This is a genomic window from Paraburkholderia sp. CI3 (assembly GCF_050436505.1).
In the GTDB taxonomy this organism is placed as follows: domain Bacteria; phylum Pseudomonadota; class Gammaproteobacteria; order Burkholderiales; family Burkholderiaceae; genus Paraburkholderia; species Paraburkholderia tuberum.
Map to the genome: position 1 here is coordinate 2,309,035 of NZ_JBNDMI010000003.1, position 15,420 is coordinate 2,324,454.

Here is a 15,420-nt window from a genome sequence, read left to right on the forward strand (position 1 = left end):
CCATGGACTTCACGCTGGTTGAAGAGGAACAGATGCTGGCCGACGTGGTCGGCCGTTTCGTCGAAAAGGAATACGACTTCGAGGCGAGGCGCCGTCTCGCCGCTACTCCCGAGGGCTGGTCGGCTGGTCACTGGACTACGCTCGCCGAAATGGGCGTGTTGGCGCTGAACGTGCCGCAGGATCATGGCGGCCTTGGCACGGGCCCGGTCGAGACCATGCTCGTGATGGAGGCCTTCGGCCGTGGGCTCGTACTGGAGCCGTTTGTTTCGACGGCCGTAATCGGCGCGAAGCTGATCGGGCGCGCGGGACACGAGGCGCGCAAGGCGGAGTGGCTGGCTGGTATCGCGGACGGCAGCCTGAAGACCGCGCTGGCGACGCTTGAACCGGGCGCGCGTTTCGATTTGTGGGATGTTGCGATGAGGGCCGAGCCAACGCGTGACGGGTTCATCCTGAATGGACGCAAAGGCGTTGTACTGCACGGCGACAGCGCGGACATTCTGCTGGTTTCGGCGCGTACCGCAGGCGAGCAGATCGACAAGCACGGCATCACGCTGTTCGCCGTCGATGCGCGAACGCAAGGCGTCAGCGTCAAAGGATTTCCGGCACTCGACGGGCAGCGTGTCGCCGAGGTGGTGGTGGACGACGTGCGCGTCGATGCAAGTGCTGTCATCGGCGTCGTCGATCAGGGCTATCCGTTGCTCGAGTGGACCGTCGATCAAGGTATTTTCGCGCTCTGTGCGGAAGCGGTGGGCGCGATGTCGCGGCTGAGCGATCTGACCTTTGAATACCTGCGCACGCGAAAGCAGTTTGGTTCGCCGATCGGCAAATTCCAGGCGCTGCAGCATCGCGCCGCCGATATTTTGACCGCCGTAGAGCAGGCGAAATCGATGGTCTACTTTGCGGCGGCGAAACTTGGCGATGACGACGAGCTGGAAGCCCATCGTGCTGTGACTGCCGCAAAGGCGCTGATTGGCCGTAGTGCACGCTTCGTGGCGCAGCAAGCGGTACAACTGCACGGCGGGATGGGCATGACGGACGAACTGGCGGTGGGGTGGTACGTGAAGCGGCTCACCTGCATCGACATGACTTGGGGAAACACCGAACACCATATCGAGCTGTACGGCGCGTTCCTGTAATTGCAGTTAATCAGACGACAAGAATGGTCCCGACCGCACATGCCGGTCGATTTGAAGAAAGGAGACAACTGATGTCAGTAGCTGCTCATGGCGCGACTCCGGAGCTGGCGCCAATTCCCGCGCACGTATTGCCTGAACGCGTGTTCGACATCGATATCTACAATCCGCCGGGTGCCGAAGACGACTACCATCTCTCGCTCAAGCAGTTGCACGCCGAAGGCATTCCCGACATTCTCTGGACACCCCGCAACGGCGGACACTGGATCGCGACGCGCGGCGATGACATCTATCACATTTTCAAGGACTATGAGAATTTCTCGTCGAAGCAGCTGACAGTGCCGCTCGTCGAGCATCAACCGTTGCCGCCGATCTTCTTCGATCCTCCGCAGCACACCGCCTATCGCGCGCTGATCGCGCCCGCGTTCATGCCGCAGGCAATCGGCAAGCTCGAGGAGAAGGCGCGCGAAATGGCGATCGAATTGATCGACGGCTTTTATCTCAAGGGCGAGGTGGAATTCGTATCGGGGTTTGCGCAGCATCTTCCGATCGGCATTTTCATGAACATGGTGGCGCTGCCCGCCGAGGATCGCGAGTACTTGCTCGGCCTCGCTGACAAGATGGTCCGCCCGGTCGATGCCAACGAGAAGCTCAAGGCGCTCGGTGCGATTTTTCAGTACCTGGGGGTGAAGATTGCGGAACGCCGCGCGAACCCGGGTGACGATCTCATCAGCAAGATTGTCCATTCGAAGATCGACGGGCGCGCGCTCACCGACGAAGAAGTGCGGGGGCTCTGTGGTCTCGTGCTGATTGGCGGCCTCGACACGGTTGCCTCGGCAATGGGTTTTATCGCGCGATTCCTCGCCGGCAGCCCGGCCCACCGCAAGCAGCTCATCGACAACCCCGAACTGACGCAGAAGGCCGTGGACGAGCTTCTGCGGCGCTTCCCGGTGGTCAATCAAGGGCGGCGGATCACACACGATTTCGAGTACAAGGGCGTGCAGATGAAGGCGGGTGACATGATCATCATGCCGACCACACTGCACGGTCTGGACGAGAGGAAGTTCGACGCTCCGCTGAGCGTCGATTTCGCTCGGCCTACGCCGATTCATTCGACGTTCGGCAATGGCGCGCATCGTTGTCCCGGCTCGTTCCTTGCGCGCGTGGAGTTGAAGGTTTTCCTTCAGGAATGGCTTAAGCGGATTCCCGATTTCCAGATCAAGCCTGGCGAGAAAGCGGGTGTCCACGGAGGTGTGAACGGCACGCTATACCACTTGCCTCTTGTCTGGGACGTGGTCCGCTGAGGATCGGTCGCAATGGTCTGAGCAGGCCATTGTGACCATGTGCGTCTGTAGAAGGGGATCCGCGGCTCGGTGCGCCCGTCACATGGCGCGCCGACCGCTCCATCCGGGCCGGGCGCGATTCTGGCACAAGCAGCTGCCTTGCAGTTTTATGGAGATGCCTTGCTCAACGCTCGCCAGACGACCTTCATGGCGTGACGGAACGAGTCCGCATTAAATGTGTCCGCGCCGGACCGGCGAAGAAAGACGACCAGACCGTGCAGATGTGAAAGGAGTAGGGCGCCGCGCAACGTGCATTCTCCCGAGGGCAAGGTTGGGTTGATCTGCGCGATCAGTTCCGCCAGGAGACCCTGAAAATCCGCAGTAGATTTCGCCATCAGGGCATGCAGAAAGGGCTCATGCTCTGCGAGGCTCCAGCATTCCAGCACAAAGGCGCTAACGCGGTTTCCGCCGCTCGCCGTCAGTACGGAGAACGCCTCGTCGACGATGACATCCAGTCGTGCTTCCGGTGACCGGGATTTGTCTTGGGCGATCGTCCGATAGTGCTCGAAATAGCGATCCGTGTATGCCTCGATCGTGGCCCGCAATAGTTCTTCGCGGGTGCTGAAGTAGTGCTGCAAGGTCCTCAGTCGAATCCCTGCCTCGCTGGCAATTCGGCGTTGAGTGAAACCAGCGTTACCTTCGGATGCGAAGACCTCGATCGCCACTTCGATGATGGCGGGCACGCGGGTCGTTCTGTTCCCGCGCCGTCTGGGCCCGTCTGCTGCCGTGTTGCCGAGGTCTGCCGATGAGATGGTCAGGTCTTTCATCTGTTGTGCTCTCCTTGGCGTCTGCTGTCCTCGCGCTTGTTGCCAGTCCGGGATGTGTATCTGCGGGCTATACCCCGCCTGGTACGAACGGCGTTCGATCCTGATCGCGCAGCGCCGACATTGACCTGATGATAGTCGGATGACGAATAAATATGCGTCTTCTGACTAATTAGCTTTTAGATAAAGCCTGATCCAGTCACTCGCGGCATCACATATCCTACCCGAATAAAGGGTAGATTTGTCCATATCAGCATTTCCCCTAGTGTCATCTGGGCTTGATAATGGGTCGGCTGACTACTACTATTTAGTCAATCGACACATTACGCCGGAAACCGACCATTCCCGTGTGTCGCAAGCCGAAGCAGCAGATCCGCAGGGTTTGGGGTTGGCCGGTTAGAGTCGCCAATTTGCGTTCGTGGTTGTGATGTCAGCAGCGCGCACAGGGCGGTAGAAGGAGCTGGACATGAAGGTTGGGGAAGGTTCTTTGCGTTCGCTGATCGACAAGTGGATTGCGCCCACTGCAACCACCTCGGTGCACATCACCCGATGTACTTTCGCAAGTTCAGGCCAGACGAGGTGTGTACTTGCGCGGTCGTCCGCCGCGGAGAACTCCTTCGCGATATTCTTCTTTCGGCACGACGACGGGGCATGGCGCGTGTTCCCGCCTCCTCCTCGCAAACCAGAAAGGCACTTCTACGCAGGAACGGGATAAGGGATTCGTCTGATCGCGGTCCATGAACAGCCTATATAAAAGGACTGCAAAGGAAACTGATCCGATCGCACAAGCGTTTTCGGCTGCTTCTGCGATTCGTCCTGACTTTCGCGCTTGAATGGAAAGACGGAAGGCCGGCTCATCGTGGCCTGTACTGCGTACCGGACTAGAATCGAAGAATCCGGGCTGCGCCCGGCCTGCCCATCGATTCATCATCGGCTCGGACGGTTTTCCGAAAGCCATCCATGGTTTGCATCGTCAATCTGCGCAGTCGAATCGGACACCTCGCAAATGCAAGCGTCGCCACTGTCTCGTCAGCGTCACGCGCTCTGCACGCATTGGGCACCACTGCGACCCTGGTCATGCGCGGACCGCTTCGAGTTGATCACCAAACTCAAATCCACGTTTACCCCGCGTTTTGAACGGTGTTCGGAAAATTGCATCACTTAGGGGTGAGCGAGCGTTGACAGTCGAGTTTCGAGCGTTTATCTTTCCGAACAGCATTCGCATTCTGGTGACGCTGTGGGAGGTATCCGAGGCGCGATGCTGACGAGGTAGGGAGGCCGGTTTCGCTTCATTGCAAAAGTCTGCGGCAGTCCAACGGCCTGGGCCTTTTCTGCGGCAGCGCGACAAAGACAAGAGGAGACGCATGAAACAGAAGAGTCTAAAGCCAAGTGCGATCAGCCTTGGCGTGCACGCGACCTGCATCGCTGCAGCGTGCGGGTTGTGGAGCGCGAACGCCAACGCCTTCCACTTCGATGTGCCGAACCCGGACATCGACATGGAATGGGACAACACGGTGCGTGCGGACTACGGCATCCGGCTTCAGAACCCGAGCCACTTCTACACGAACAGCCCGACCTACGACGAAGGCGATCTATCGACGCCGAAGTTCAGCACGATCCAGTCGAGGCTGAACCTCTATAGCGAATTCGATTTCAAGTACAAGGACACGTCCGGCTTCCGCATCAGTATGGACGCGTGGTACGACCCGACGTTCAAGAATCACAATACGAGCAATCCTGCATTTCCTCCGAACTATCCGAACAACGAGTACACCAGCTACATCAAGAAGTACTACCAGGGGCCGAGCGCCGAGCTGCGTGATGCGTTCGTGTTCCACACTTTTGACCTCGGTGGTCACTCTGTCAACGTCAAGCTCGGCCGGACGGCAGTCACCTGGGGGCAGTCGGCGTTTGCTACGCTGGGTGGCGCGAACTCGGTGGCCATCGGTCAGCAGCCGCTCGACCTGATGAAACTGACGCAGAGCCCGAGCGCTTCGCTCAAGGAAATCGTGTTGCCGACGGCCCAGGCCGACGTGACGACGAACATTACCGACACGTTCTCTCTCGGCGCGCAGTACACGTTCGAATGGAATCACGATCGGCTGCCTGAAGGCGGCACATATTTCGGCGGTGCCGATCCTATTCTTTACGGCCCTCCGATCGCCAGCTACCAAAACATTCCGGGGCTGGGCACGTTCGCGATTCCGCGCATCGCGCCGACGAAAGGCCAGATCGGCGATATCGGCATCGACGGCAAGTGGCGTGTCGATTCGATCGCAACGACCTATGAATTTACGTACCGCCACTTCGCCATGAAGATGCCGTGGGCGGCGGTGCTACTCCCGGGTGCCGGACCCGAACTCTTCCCGGGCACCAACCTTCCCGGTGTTACGGCGAAGTACGGCAACGACGTGAACCTGATCGGCGCTGGCTTCAACAGTGCGATCGGCAGCGCGGCAGTGGCAGGCGAGCTGTCGTATCGCTGGAACATGCCACTCAATGCCGTCAACACGACGACGGTCAACGATGCGCCGACGGGTCGCACGCTGCACGGTCTGCTGAACGTCACGCAGTCGTTCGGCAAGACGCCCATGTGGGACAACATGTTCCTGCAGGCGGAATTCGCGTTCAACCAGCTGCTAAGCGTGCAATCGAATGCGCGGAACTTTGCCAATTCCAGCTATGACACCACGGGCCAATGTTCGGCATCGGGCAACTCCGCGTTTAACAACTGCTCGACGCGCTTCTGGGCCGGGATCGGCATTGGTGCGAGCCCGCAGTGGTATCAGGTATTCCCTGGGGTTGATTTGACGATGCCGCTGTTCGTTAATCTGAATCTGAAGGGCTACTCATCTGTCATCGCGCCAGCGGCCGAAGCACAGGGGCAGAACACCTTCGTGGTCGGGCTTGATTTCACGATCTACAACAAGCATGAGGTGGACATTACCTACACCTACTACATGAACAAGAAGGGGTACTCAACGGCGGGAGCCGCGACGGCGCTCGGTGCACCGTACAGCGACAAGTCGTGGATCGGCATCACCTATCAGACAACGTTTTGATGACGGAGGCACGTGTGAAAAGATTCCCAAAGCTTCTTAAGGCGCTGGCGATACTCGCCGCGGTTTGGGCCTCACCGTATACGCTGGCGATCGAGAGTGGGATCACGCCGTTCGGAGCGGAAATTGCCGGCAACAAGGACGGCACGATTCCGGCCTACACGGGGGGCATCAAGGACTTTCCGACCGGGTTCAAGGCCGACTCCGGAAAATGGGCCGACCCGTTTCCTGGTGAAAAGCCGGTTCTGCAAATCACGGCTCAGAACTATCAGCAATACGCCGACAAACTGAGCGCCGCCTCGATCGAGCTGTTCAAGCGCTATCCGACTTACCGGATGGACGTTTACCCGACGCACCGCTCGGTTTCGTATCCGGACTGGTACCTTCAGAACTCGGAAAAGGACGCGGAAAGTGCCAAGCTCGATAAAAACGGCCTTTATATCGAAGGGGCGTTCGGCGGCAAGCCGTTCCCGGTGCCGAAAAACGGTCAGGAGGCGCTGTGGGACTGGGAAATGCGCTACGTCGGAACGGCCCAGAAAAACAACGTGAAGACGTGGCTCGTCGATTCGAGCGGCACGCCGATTCTTGCTGCGCAGTTCAAGAGTTCGCTGCTCTATCCGTATTTCGAGCCGAAGGACGAAGCGGAGTTTCGCAAGAAGGGTCCCCTCGCGATCTGGTATCAGGTATATAACGACTACGCGTCGCCGGCCCGCCTGATTGGCGACACGTCGCTCTTCTGGTACTTCACGGATTCGGCCGATCACGATCAGCAATCGTGGGAATACAACCCGGGCCAACGCCGCGTGCGCGTGGCGCCCGATCTCGCCTACGACACGCCGAACCCCGGCTATTCCGGCGCGATCACGATGGACGACATCCAGTTGTTCTACGGCAAGATCGATCGCTGGAACGCGAAGCTGGTCGGCAAGAAGGAAATGTACATTCCGTACAACGACTACAAGCAGCAGTACGACACGCCGGCCAGCAAGATCACCACGCCGCATTTCGTGAATCCTGATTATGTCCGGTGGGAGCTGCACCGCGTATGGGTCGTGGAGCTGACGCTCAAGCCGGGCGCGCGTCACATCTACAGCAAGAAGACGCTGTACTTCGACGAGGATGGCGGCGGGGGAATGATGGATGCCTACGACCAGTCCGGCAAGCTCTATCGCGCCGGCTTTGAGACCACGGTTCCCGCGTACGACTACAAGGTGCCGTATTCGCTCGGTAACTGGTTCTACGACTTCAACAGCGGCATTTATATCTTCGGCAGCCATCCGGCGGACTCGCCCGGGATTTTCTTCAACGTGAGCTTCCCGAACGACTACTTCACGCCGGAGCGTATGCAATCCGCGGGTGTGCGCTAATTGTGCGCCGAGTTGAGGATGAGGTATTGAGTGATGCGTCCCTGCCCGGCTTGCCTGGCGGGACGCATCACCAGCAGAACGCGAAGCTCGAAAAGGATGGCCTGTTCGTTTCCGGCGCATTCGGCGGCAAGCCGTTCCCTGTGCCGAAGGACGGTCAGGAAGCGTCGTGGGATTGGGAACTGCGCTACGTGGGTACGGCGCAGCGCAATAATGTGAAGACGTGGCGCACAAAGAAGTTTTCATAAAAAGCTCAGGACTGTTCGCGTGATCGATCGCCAGTTACTGTGAAGGAGACACAATGCGCAAGACCCTGTTTCGTTGGCTGGCAATCGTCGCCGCGGCATGCGCCGCGAGCGGGTCGGTCTACGCCGAATTCGCCGACCCGATGCGCTCGCCCGCCGTCATCAACCCGCAGGCTGCGCATGAACCGCTGATGGCGCTGGCGCAGGCCGGACAGCGCCTGGTCGCGGTAGGTCCGCGCGGAGTAATTCTCGTATCGGACGACGCCGCCGTGCACTGGCGCCAGGTACGGGTGCCGGTGAGTTCCGATCTGGTGGCCGTTACGTTCAAGTCGGCCGCGCTGGGCTGGGCGGTCGGACACGACGGCGAGGTGCTCCATACCACCGACGGTGGCAATAGCTGGACGCGACAGCTCGACGGCCAGCAGGCGGCCAGGCTGATGAGCGAGTACTACGCGAAGCAACAGGGCAATTCACCCGATCTCAAGGCGTCGCGCGAAGAGGCCGAGCGCTTTGAAGCAGACCAGGGAGGCCGTCCGTTTCTCGACGTCTGGTTCGATGACGAGCGTTCCGGCTGGGTCATCGGTTCGTTCAACATCATTTTTCATACCGACGACGGCGGCAAGAGCTGGGTGCCCTGGTTCGATCGCGTCGACAATCCCAACGCGTTGAACCTGCATGCGATGCGCCGTATCAACGGCACGCTTTATATCGCGGGCGAACAGGGGCTGCTGCTCAAGCTCGATCCCGACAAGCAGCGTTTCGTCGCGGTGCCTACGCCGTCGAAGGGTAGCTTCTTCGGTCTCGCTTCCACGCACAACGCGATGATCGTCTACGGTCTGCTCGGCAACGCGTATCGCTCCACCGACGGCGGCGCGACGTGGGACAAGATCACGCTGCCGACCGGCGCGAGCATTCTCGCTTCGGCTGAACTGCCGAACGGTCACCTTATTCTCGCGACCCAGGCGGGCGAGCTGCTCGAGAGCGTCGACCAGGGGGCAACGTTTCATACACTCGGCGCGAGCCAGCCGGGCGGCATCTTCGCCATGGCGCTGCGCGGCGACACCGCGGTGCTGGCCGGTGCGGCCGGCCTGTCGCGGATCGCATTGTCGAAGTTGCACTAAGGGGGAGCAGACATGGCTGGCGGCAACAATGCCCAATTCGACAAGATGCCCGTGGTGGCGGATCTTGCCAGCTTCGATACGCGCTCGGGTAACGCGCTCGAGCGGTTGATCTTCAACCGGCGTCCGTGGCTCATCATCATCTGCGCGATCATCACGGCGGTGCTGGGATTTCAGGCGCTGCGGCTCGATGTGAATGCGAGCTTCGAGAAGATGATTCCGCTGTCGCATCCGTACATCAAAAACTACCTCGCCAACAAGGCGGATCTGAAAGGACTCGGCAATTCGCTGCGGATCGTCGTCGTGAATCCGTCGGGTGACATCTACGATCCGAAATATCTCGCGGCGCTGCGGCGTATCAACGACGCGTTGTTCCTGATTCCGGGCGTCGACCGGCCTGGCGTGAAGTCGCTCTGGATGCCGATCGTGCGCTGGAACGTGGTCACGGAGCGCGGCTTCGCAGGGGGACCGGTGATGCCGGACGGCTTCGACGCGTCCGCGCAGGCAGTCGAACAGCTGCGCACCAACGTCGCCCGCGCCAACATCGTGGGCAGCCTCGTGTCGAACGATCTGCATTCGAGCATGATCCAGCTGCCGCTGCTCGATCATTACGCCGATACCGGCAAGCCGCTCGACTACGCGAAGCTCTCGCACCGGATCGACGAGGTCATCAAAGCGGAGGGCCGCGGCGAGGTGCAGGTTCACGTGGTGGGCTTCGCGAAACTGATCGGCGACCTGATCGACGGACTCAAGCTGGTAGCGATGTACTTCGGCGTGGCCGCGGGGATCGCCCTCGTCGTGATCTTTCTCTATACGCGCTGCTATCGCAGCACGCTGCTGGTGGTGGGGTGTTCGTTGATTGCGGTGGTCTGGCAGCTCGGCATCATTCGCACGCTCGGCTATGTGCTAGACCCGTACTCGGTGCTCGTACCGTTTCTCGTTTTCGCGATCGGCGTCTCGCACGGCGCGCAGAAGATGAACGGGATCACGCAGGACATCGGGCGTGGCACGCATCGCTATGTGGCGGCGCGCTACACGTTCCGGCGGCTTTTCCTCGCCGGTCTCACGGCGTTGCTCGCGGACGTGGTTGGCTTTGCCGTGCTGATGGTGATCGACATTCCGGTAATCAAGGATCTGGCATTTACCGCGAGCGTTGGCGTGGGCGTGCTGGTCTTCACCAACCTGCTGCTGCTGCCGGTACTACTGTCATACATTGGTGTGAGTCCGTCGGCTGCACGACGCAGCGTGCGTGGCGAGCAGAACGACGCGCGCGGCACCTCGTCGGCGGGCGCGTTGTGGAATCTGCTTGATCGCTTCACCGAGCGCCGCTGGGCTGTCGGTGCGATCGTTTGTGCGGCGGCGCTCACGGTGTTCGGCTGGTCGGTCAGTCAGCACCTGCAGATCGGCGACCTCGATTCGGGCGCGCCGGAACTCAGGCCGGAGTCGCGTTATAACCTCGACAACGCGTACACCAACGCGCACTACGGTCTGTCGAGCGACCTGTTCGTCGTGATCGGCAAGTCGTCGCACGGCACCTGCGACGCCAACAACTTCCCGCTGGTGCTCGAGGCGGACCGGCTCGAAACCGCACTGCGGGGCGTGCCGGGGGTGCAGACCACCACCTCGGTCGGCGGTCTCGCGCGCTGGATGACGTCCGGGTTCTACGAGGGCTACCCGAAGTGGTACACGATCGACCGCGTGCCTTCGATCGTGAACAAGACGGTGTGGCAGATCCTGCTCGATCATCCTGATCTGCTGAGCCAGACCTGCGGCACCGCACCGGTCATCGCCTATCTGACCGATCACAAAGCGGCGACGCTGTCGCGCGTGATGGAGGCTGCAGAGGCATTCGCGAAAACCCATAGCGACGCCGATCATCAGTTCCTGATGGTCGCCGGGTCGGCGGGCATCGACGCGGTGACGAACGTCGTTGTTGCCAAGGCGAACCGCACGATGCTGTTGATGGTGTATGCAGCGGTGATCCTGCTGTGCTTCATTACGTTCCGCAGCTGGCGCGCGGTCGTGGTGGCGGTCGTGCCGCTCGGGATCACGTCGGTGCTGTGCGAGGCGCTGATGGTCAAGCTCGGCATCGGCGTGAAGGTGGCAACGCTGCCGGTGATCGCGCTGGGCGTGGGGATCGGCGTCGACTATGCGCTCTATCTGCTGAGTGTGCAGCTCGCGTATCAGCGCGCTGGGCAGCCGCTGCGTGTAGCCTATCGGCATGCGGTGCAGTTCACCGGGAAGGTCGTGGCGCTGGTCGGTGTGACGTTGGCTGCCGGCGTCATCACGTGGGCGTTCTCGCCGATCAAGTTCCAGGCCGATATGGGCATCCTGCTCACGTTCATGTTCCTGTGGAACATGATCGGCGCGCTGATCCTCATTCCGGCGCTGTCGCATTTCCTGCTGCAAGGCATTTCGCGTAAAGCAGTGGCGAAGGGCGGCGCCGCCGGTTCCACGAAGGTCGAGGCCTGTAGCGGTGAGGCAACGCTGCGGTCGTGACCGCGGAACGGGTGCCGCTCTTCGCGCGGCACCCTGGCAGGACAAAAGAATTGGCCCGCTATCCGTGGAGATAGCGGGCCCGTTTGCCTGCAGGTCACGCGGCGCGTTGGGGCGAACCGCTCGTTGCGCTACACCACGGACATCGAGAAGCTCAGGATCTCCGAGACCCCGCCGTCGACCATCAGCATTTGCCCATTCATGTAGGAGCTCGCTTCGGAGGCGAGAAAAACCGCGACGCCGCCGAGTTCCTCGGGGTTCCCCCAGCGTCCCACCGAGATATGCGAGCGCACGATTTCCTTCATCCGCGGGTTGGACGTGACAGGCTCGGCCATTTCGGTGAGAAAGTAGCCGGGGCAGATGCCGTTGCAACGAATGCCGTGTCGGCCCAGTTCCGCGCCGAGCGATTTCGTCAGTCCGGCAATCGCGTGCTTGCTGGCCACGTATGCCTGCAGCTTCTCGCGACCGAGCACCGACACATAAGACCCGACGTTGATGATGCGTCCGTGTCCGCGTTCGATCATCGGGCGCGCAACTTCCTGCGCGAGCACGTAGGCGGCCGTGACGTTGGTATCCATCGTTCTTTGCCACATGTCGAGGTTCGACTGCAGAAAATCACTCCACTCGCAAATGCCGGCATTGTTGAGCAGGACGTCGATGCGTCCGTGGCGTGCAAGGACGTTGCGAACGCCGTTTCTGATTGCGCCCTGATCGGTGAGGTCGAACGGTTCGATATCGACGTCGCCGCCCGCTTGACGAATCGATTCCGCAGCGGTTTCGAGGCTCGCGCGCGAACGCGCGCACAGTATCACCGTCGCACCCGCTGCCGCCAGCGCGTTAGCCATGGCGAAGCCGAGGCCGCGCGACGCGCCGGTGACGAGCGCAATCTGTCCTTCCAGCGAAAAGAGTTTCATAGTCTGACTCCGTGGATCATGCGAAGGCTGGTTACCGGTGGCGAATGACGATCTTGCCGAAATGCTGCTGGCTTTCGAGGTGCCGCAGCGCATCCGGTACGCGCGCAAAGTCATAAACCGAGTCGATGACGGGCTTGAGCTTGTGCAGTCCGATCGCGCGGTTCATCGCTTCGAAATCCTGACGGGAGCCGACGCGGATCGGCGCGATCGACAGTCCGCGCGTGAAGAATCCTTCGCCGGGAGAAGGGGCGCCGGTCAGCAGTCCGACCACGCTGATGCGCCCGCTGTCGCGAGTGGCGGCAATGGACTTGCCGAAGGTTTGGGCGCCGCCCACCTCGACGACCAGATCGACCCCAAAGCCATCGGTCAGGCGCAGCACGGCGTCATCCCAATTCGGCGTATCGCGGTAGTTGATCGTGGCGTCGGCGCCGAGTTCGGCAAGCCGTTTGAGCTTCGCTTCGCTCGACGAAGTCGCGATCACGCGCGCGCCGAACAGACGGGCGAGCTGCAGAGCGAACAGCGATACCCCGCCAGAGCCCTGTACGAGCACGGATTGGCCCGGCAGCAGCGGCGCATGCTGGCACAGCGCGTTCCATGCGGTGAGCGCGGCGCAAGGCAGCGTTGCGGCCTCCTCGTCGGAAAGATGATGCGGAACGCTAACCAGTTCTTCCTCGCTCAGCACCGCCTTGTCGCGCAGCATGCCTTCGACGATAGCGCCGCGGCCCAGCGTATCCGCGTGTTGCGGGCGGGTGCCGCCGTGCCAGTTCTGCGCGAAATTGGCCATCACCCGGTCGCCGGGTCGGAAGCGCCGCACGCCTGGGCCGACGGCAAGCACGACGCCCGCGCCGTCCGAGGCCGGAATGAAGTTAGGCGCCATCCAGTCGCGATATGCACCGTTGATCAGCAGCAACTCGCGGAAATTCAACGAACTCGCATTGACCTGCACCAGTACCTGGTGAGCGCCGGGCGGCGCCGGATCGGGTTCCTCGCGTAGTGCCAGACCCGCAATACCTTCAAACCGTTCACATCGATAGAGCTTCATTGGTCGTCTCCATGGTGTCGAACGAGGGCGTCGAATTGAGCGACAAGCGACGTTCTCCTCATTCTTCTCGTTGACAGCTACAAAAAGATGAGTTCAGAATATAGAACATTGTTCAACAAAGCGTTCGGAGCGTCAAATTGAAAATACTGGTCGCGGTGAAGCGCGTGATCGACTACAACGTGAAACCTCGGGTGAAGTCCGATGGTTCGGGCGTCGATCTGGCCAACGTGAAAATGGCCATGAACCCGTTCGATGAGATCGCGGTGGAGGAGGCGGTGCGCCTCAAGGAAGCGGGCGTGGCGAGTGAAGTCGTCGTGGTGTCGGCGGGAACCGCGCAATCGCAGGAGGTGCTACGTACGGCGCTCGCGATGGGGGCTGATCGCGCGGTGCTGGTGCAAAGCGATGCGGATCTGCAGCCGCTCGCGGTCGCCAAGCTGCTGGCCGCCGTGGCCGCGCGGGAAACTCCGCAACTGGTGCTGCTAGGCAAGCAGGCCATCGACAACGACGCGGGACAAACCGGCCAGAAGCTCGCCGCGTTGCTCGGCTGGCCGCAAGCCACGTTCGCGTTCAAGACGGAAGTGGACGGTCAACAACTACTCGTCACGCGTGAGATCGATGGCGGACTCGAACGTGTCGCGCTCGATCTGCCGGCGGTGGTCACGACGGACTTGCGTCTGAACAGTCCGCGCTATGTGACGCTGCCCAACATCATGAAAGCGAAGAAGAAGCCGCTGGAGACGCTGAGCCCCGACGCGCTGGGGGTCGACGTTGCACCTCGTCTGAAGGTTCTCGAAGTGACCGAGCCGCCGGCGCGTAAGGGCGGCGTGATGGTTCCCGACGTTGCAGCGCTGATTGAAAAGCTTCGTAACGAAGCGAAGGTGATCTGATCATGACTATTCTCGTTATCGCCGAACACGACAACGCAAGCCTCAAGCGCGCCACGCTCAACGCCATCACGGCGGCGGGCGCTGCGGGCGGCGACATTCATGTACTGGTCGCAGGCCACGGCGCGTCGGCGGTGGTAGAGCAGGCCGCGAACGTTGCCGGCGTCGCCGAAGTGCTCGTCGCGGATGCACCCGAATACGCGCATGGGCTGCCGGAAAATCTGGCCGCACTCGTCGTTTCGCTGGCTAGCGGTTATACGCACGTGATCGCGGCCTCCACGGCCGTGGGCAAGAACTTCATGCCGCGGGTAGCCGCGCTGCTCGACAGCGCGCAGATTTCCGACGTGATCGCTTTCAAGGCCCCCGATGTGTTCGTGCGTCCGATCTACGCCGGCAATGCCCTCGCCACGGTCCAATCGTCCGACGCAATCAAGGTCGTCACGATTCGTCCGACCGCCTTCGATGCGGCCGCTACCGGTTCGGCCGCCGCGCCGTCGCGCGCAGTCGCATCGGCAGCGGTTTTCGACAAGGCCCGTTTCGTCGGCCAGGAACTGACGAAATCGAGCCGGCCGGAGCTTGCGGCAGCCAACATCGTGGTGTCGGGCGGCCGAGGCATGCAGAACGGCGACAACTTCAAACTGCTCGACGCGCTTGCGGACAAGCTTGGCGCCGCGGTCGGCGCGTCGCGCGCCGCGGTCGACGCCGGCTTCGTGCCGAACGACTATCAGGTCGGCCAGACCGGCAAGATCGTCGCGCCTCAGTTGTATATCGCGGTGGGTATCTCGGGCGCGATTCAGCACCTCGCCGGTATGAAGGACTCGAAAGTCATCGTCGCGATCAACAAGGACAGCGAGGCGCCGATCTTTCAGGTGGCCGACTACGGTCTGAGCGCGGACCTTTTCGAGGCCGTGCCGGCACTGACCGCGGCGCTCGATTGACGTTCGCCCGGATTGACACCGATCAGAACGCTGTTCAAGATAATTGAACCGCTAGTTGCAATATGGCCGTCGACCGCGCGGCCGCCACATAAAAAGCCGGAACCGGCGCCTACGCCGGCC

General features: G+C 61.2%; 12 protein-coding genes. 9 read left to right on the forward strand and 3 right to left on the reverse strand.

Annotated features, from left to right (window positions below):
* Positions 1-2 precede the first annotated feature (2 nt).
* Entirely contained in the window at positions 3-1,136 is a 1,134-nt protein-coding gene (locus OKW29_RS19280; protein ID WP_429292134.1) for an acyl-CoA dehydrogenase family protein, read from the forward strand.
* Between the two features lie 71 nt (positions 1,137-1,207).
* Positions 1,208-2,437 (forward strand): cytochrome P450, encoded by a 1,230-nt coding sequence (locus OKW29_RS19285; protein ID WP_429292533.1) that lies wholly within the window; start codon positions 1,208-1,210, stop codon positions 2,435-2,437.
* Positions 2,438-2,583: 146 nt separating this feature from the next.
* On the opposite strand, the gene OKW29_RS19290 is transcribed toward OKW29_RS19285, so the two are convergent.
* Positions 2,584-3,243, reverse strand: coding sequence for a TetR/AcrR family transcriptional regulator (locus OKW29_RS19290; protein WP_184064309.1), 660 nt, complete (start codon positions 3,241-3,243; stop codon positions 2,584-2,586).
* A 1,361-nt stretch (positions 3,244-4,604) separates the two neighbouring features.
* Between OKW29_RS19290 and OKW29_RS19295 the strand changes: the two genes are divergently transcribed.
* From OKW29_RS19295 to OKW29_RS19315, 5 genes are read left to right on the forward strand one after another with little or no spacing between them, the layout of a single operon-like run.
* On the forward strand, positions 4,605-6,302 hold the full coding sequence (locus tag OKW29_RS19295) for a DUF1302 domain-containing protein (RefSeq protein ID WP_429292135.1): 1,698 nt from the start codon (positions 4,605-4,607) through the stop codon (positions 6,300-6,302).
* Between the two features lie 14 nt (positions 6,303-6,316).
* On the forward strand, positions 6,317-7,666 hold the full coding sequence (locus OKW29_RS19300) for a DUF1329 domain-containing protein (RefSeq protein ID WP_429292136.1): 1,350 nt from the start codon (positions 6,317-6,319) through the stop codon (positions 7,664-7,666).
* Positions 7,667-7,692: 26 nt separating this feature from the next.
* Positions 7,693-7,911 carry a DUF1329 domain-containing protein gene (locus OKW29_RS19305; protein WP_429292137.1) on the forward strand — a complete coding sequence of 73 codons (219 nt, stop codon included), beginning with the start codon at positions 7,693-7,695 and terminating at the stop codon, positions 7,909-7,911.
* Positions 7,912-7,964: 53 nt separating this feature from the next.
* Positions 7,965-9,029: a WD40/YVTN/BNR-like repeat-containing protein gene (locus tag OKW29_RS19310; protein ID WP_429292138.1), complete on the forward strand. Its 1,065-nt coding sequence runs from the start codon at positions 7,965-7,967 to the stop codon at positions 9,027-9,029.
* Positions 9,030-9,041: 12 nt separating this feature from the next.
* Positions 9,042-11,525: an efflux RND transporter permease subunit gene (locus OKW29_RS19315; protein WP_429292139.1), complete on the forward strand. Its 2,484-nt coding sequence runs from the start codon at positions 9,042-9,044 to the stop codon at positions 11,523-11,525.
* A gap of 128 nt (positions 11,526-11,653) precedes the next feature.
* On the opposite strand, the gene OKW29_RS19320 is transcribed toward OKW29_RS19315, so the two are convergent.
* Both OKW29_RS19320 and OKW29_RS19325 read right to left on the reverse strand, forming a co-directional pair.
* Positions 11,654-12,436 (reverse strand): SDR family oxidoreductase, encoded by a 783-nt coding sequence (locus OKW29_RS19320; RefSeq protein ID WP_184064318.1) that lies wholly within the window; start codon positions 12,434-12,436, stop codon positions 11,654-11,656.
* Between the two features lie 31 nt (positions 12,437-12,467).
* Entirely contained in the window at positions 12,468-13,478 is a 1,011-nt protein-coding gene (locus OKW29_RS19325) for a zinc-dependent alcohol dehydrogenase family protein (RefSeq protein WP_429292140.1), read from the reverse strand.
* A gap of 137 nt (positions 13,479-13,615) precedes the next feature.
* Here OKW29_RS19325 and OKW29_RS19330 point away from each other — a divergent pair, with 137 nt between their 5' ends.
* Positions 13,616-14,365 (forward strand): electron transfer flavoprotein subunit beta/FixA family protein, encoded by a 750-nt coding sequence (locus tag OKW29_RS19330; protein ID WP_429292141.1) that lies wholly within the window; start codon positions 13,616-13,618, stop codon positions 14,363-14,365.
* A 2-nt stretch (positions 14,366-14,367) separates the two neighbouring features.
* On the forward strand, positions 14,368-15,300 hold the full coding sequence (locus OKW29_RS19335; protein WP_429292142.1) for an electron transfer flavoprotein subunit alpha/FixB family protein: 933 nt from the start codon (positions 14,368-14,370) through the stop codon (positions 15,298-15,300).
* Positions 15,301-15,420 lie beyond the last annotated feature (120 nt).

Bases quoted from the DNA above. Each gene is read 5' to 3' on its own strand.
- OKW29_RS19285 (WP_429292533.1), top strand. From the start codon at position 1,208: ATGTCAGTAGCTGCTCATGGCGCGACTCCGGAGCTGGCGCCAATTCCC.
- OKW29_RS19280 (WP_429292134.1), top strand. From the start codon at position 3: ATGGACTTCACGCTGGTTGAAGAGGAACAGATGCTGGCCGACGTGGTC.
- OKW29_RS19325 (WP_429292140.1), bottom strand. From the start codon at position 13,478: ATGAAGCTCTATCGATGTGAACGGTTTGAAGGTATTGCGGGTCTGGCA.
- OKW29_RS19335 (WP_429292142.1), top strand. From the start codon at position 14,368: ATGACTATTCTCGTTATCGCCGAACACGACAACGCAAGCCTCAAGCGC.
- OKW29_RS19295 (WP_429292135.1), top strand. From the start codon at position 4,605: ATGAAACAGAAGAGTCTAAAGCCAAGTGCGATCAGCCTTGGCGTGCAC.
- OKW29_RS19290 (WP_184064309.1), bottom strand. From the start codon at position 3,243: ATGAAAGACCTGACCATCTCATCGGCAGACCTCGGCAACACGGCAGCA.
- OKW29_RS19320 (WP_184064318.1), bottom strand. From the start codon at position 12,436: ATGAAACTCTTTTCGCTGGAAGGACAGATTGCGCTCGTCACCGGCGCG.
- OKW29_RS19315 (WP_429292139.1), top strand. From the start codon at position 9,042: ATGGCTGGCGGCAACAATGCCCAATTCGACAAGATGCCCGTGGTGGCG.
- OKW29_RS19310 (WP_429292138.1), top strand. From the start codon at position 7,965: ATGCGCAAGACCCTGTTTCGTTGGCTGGCAATCGTCGCCGCGGCATGC.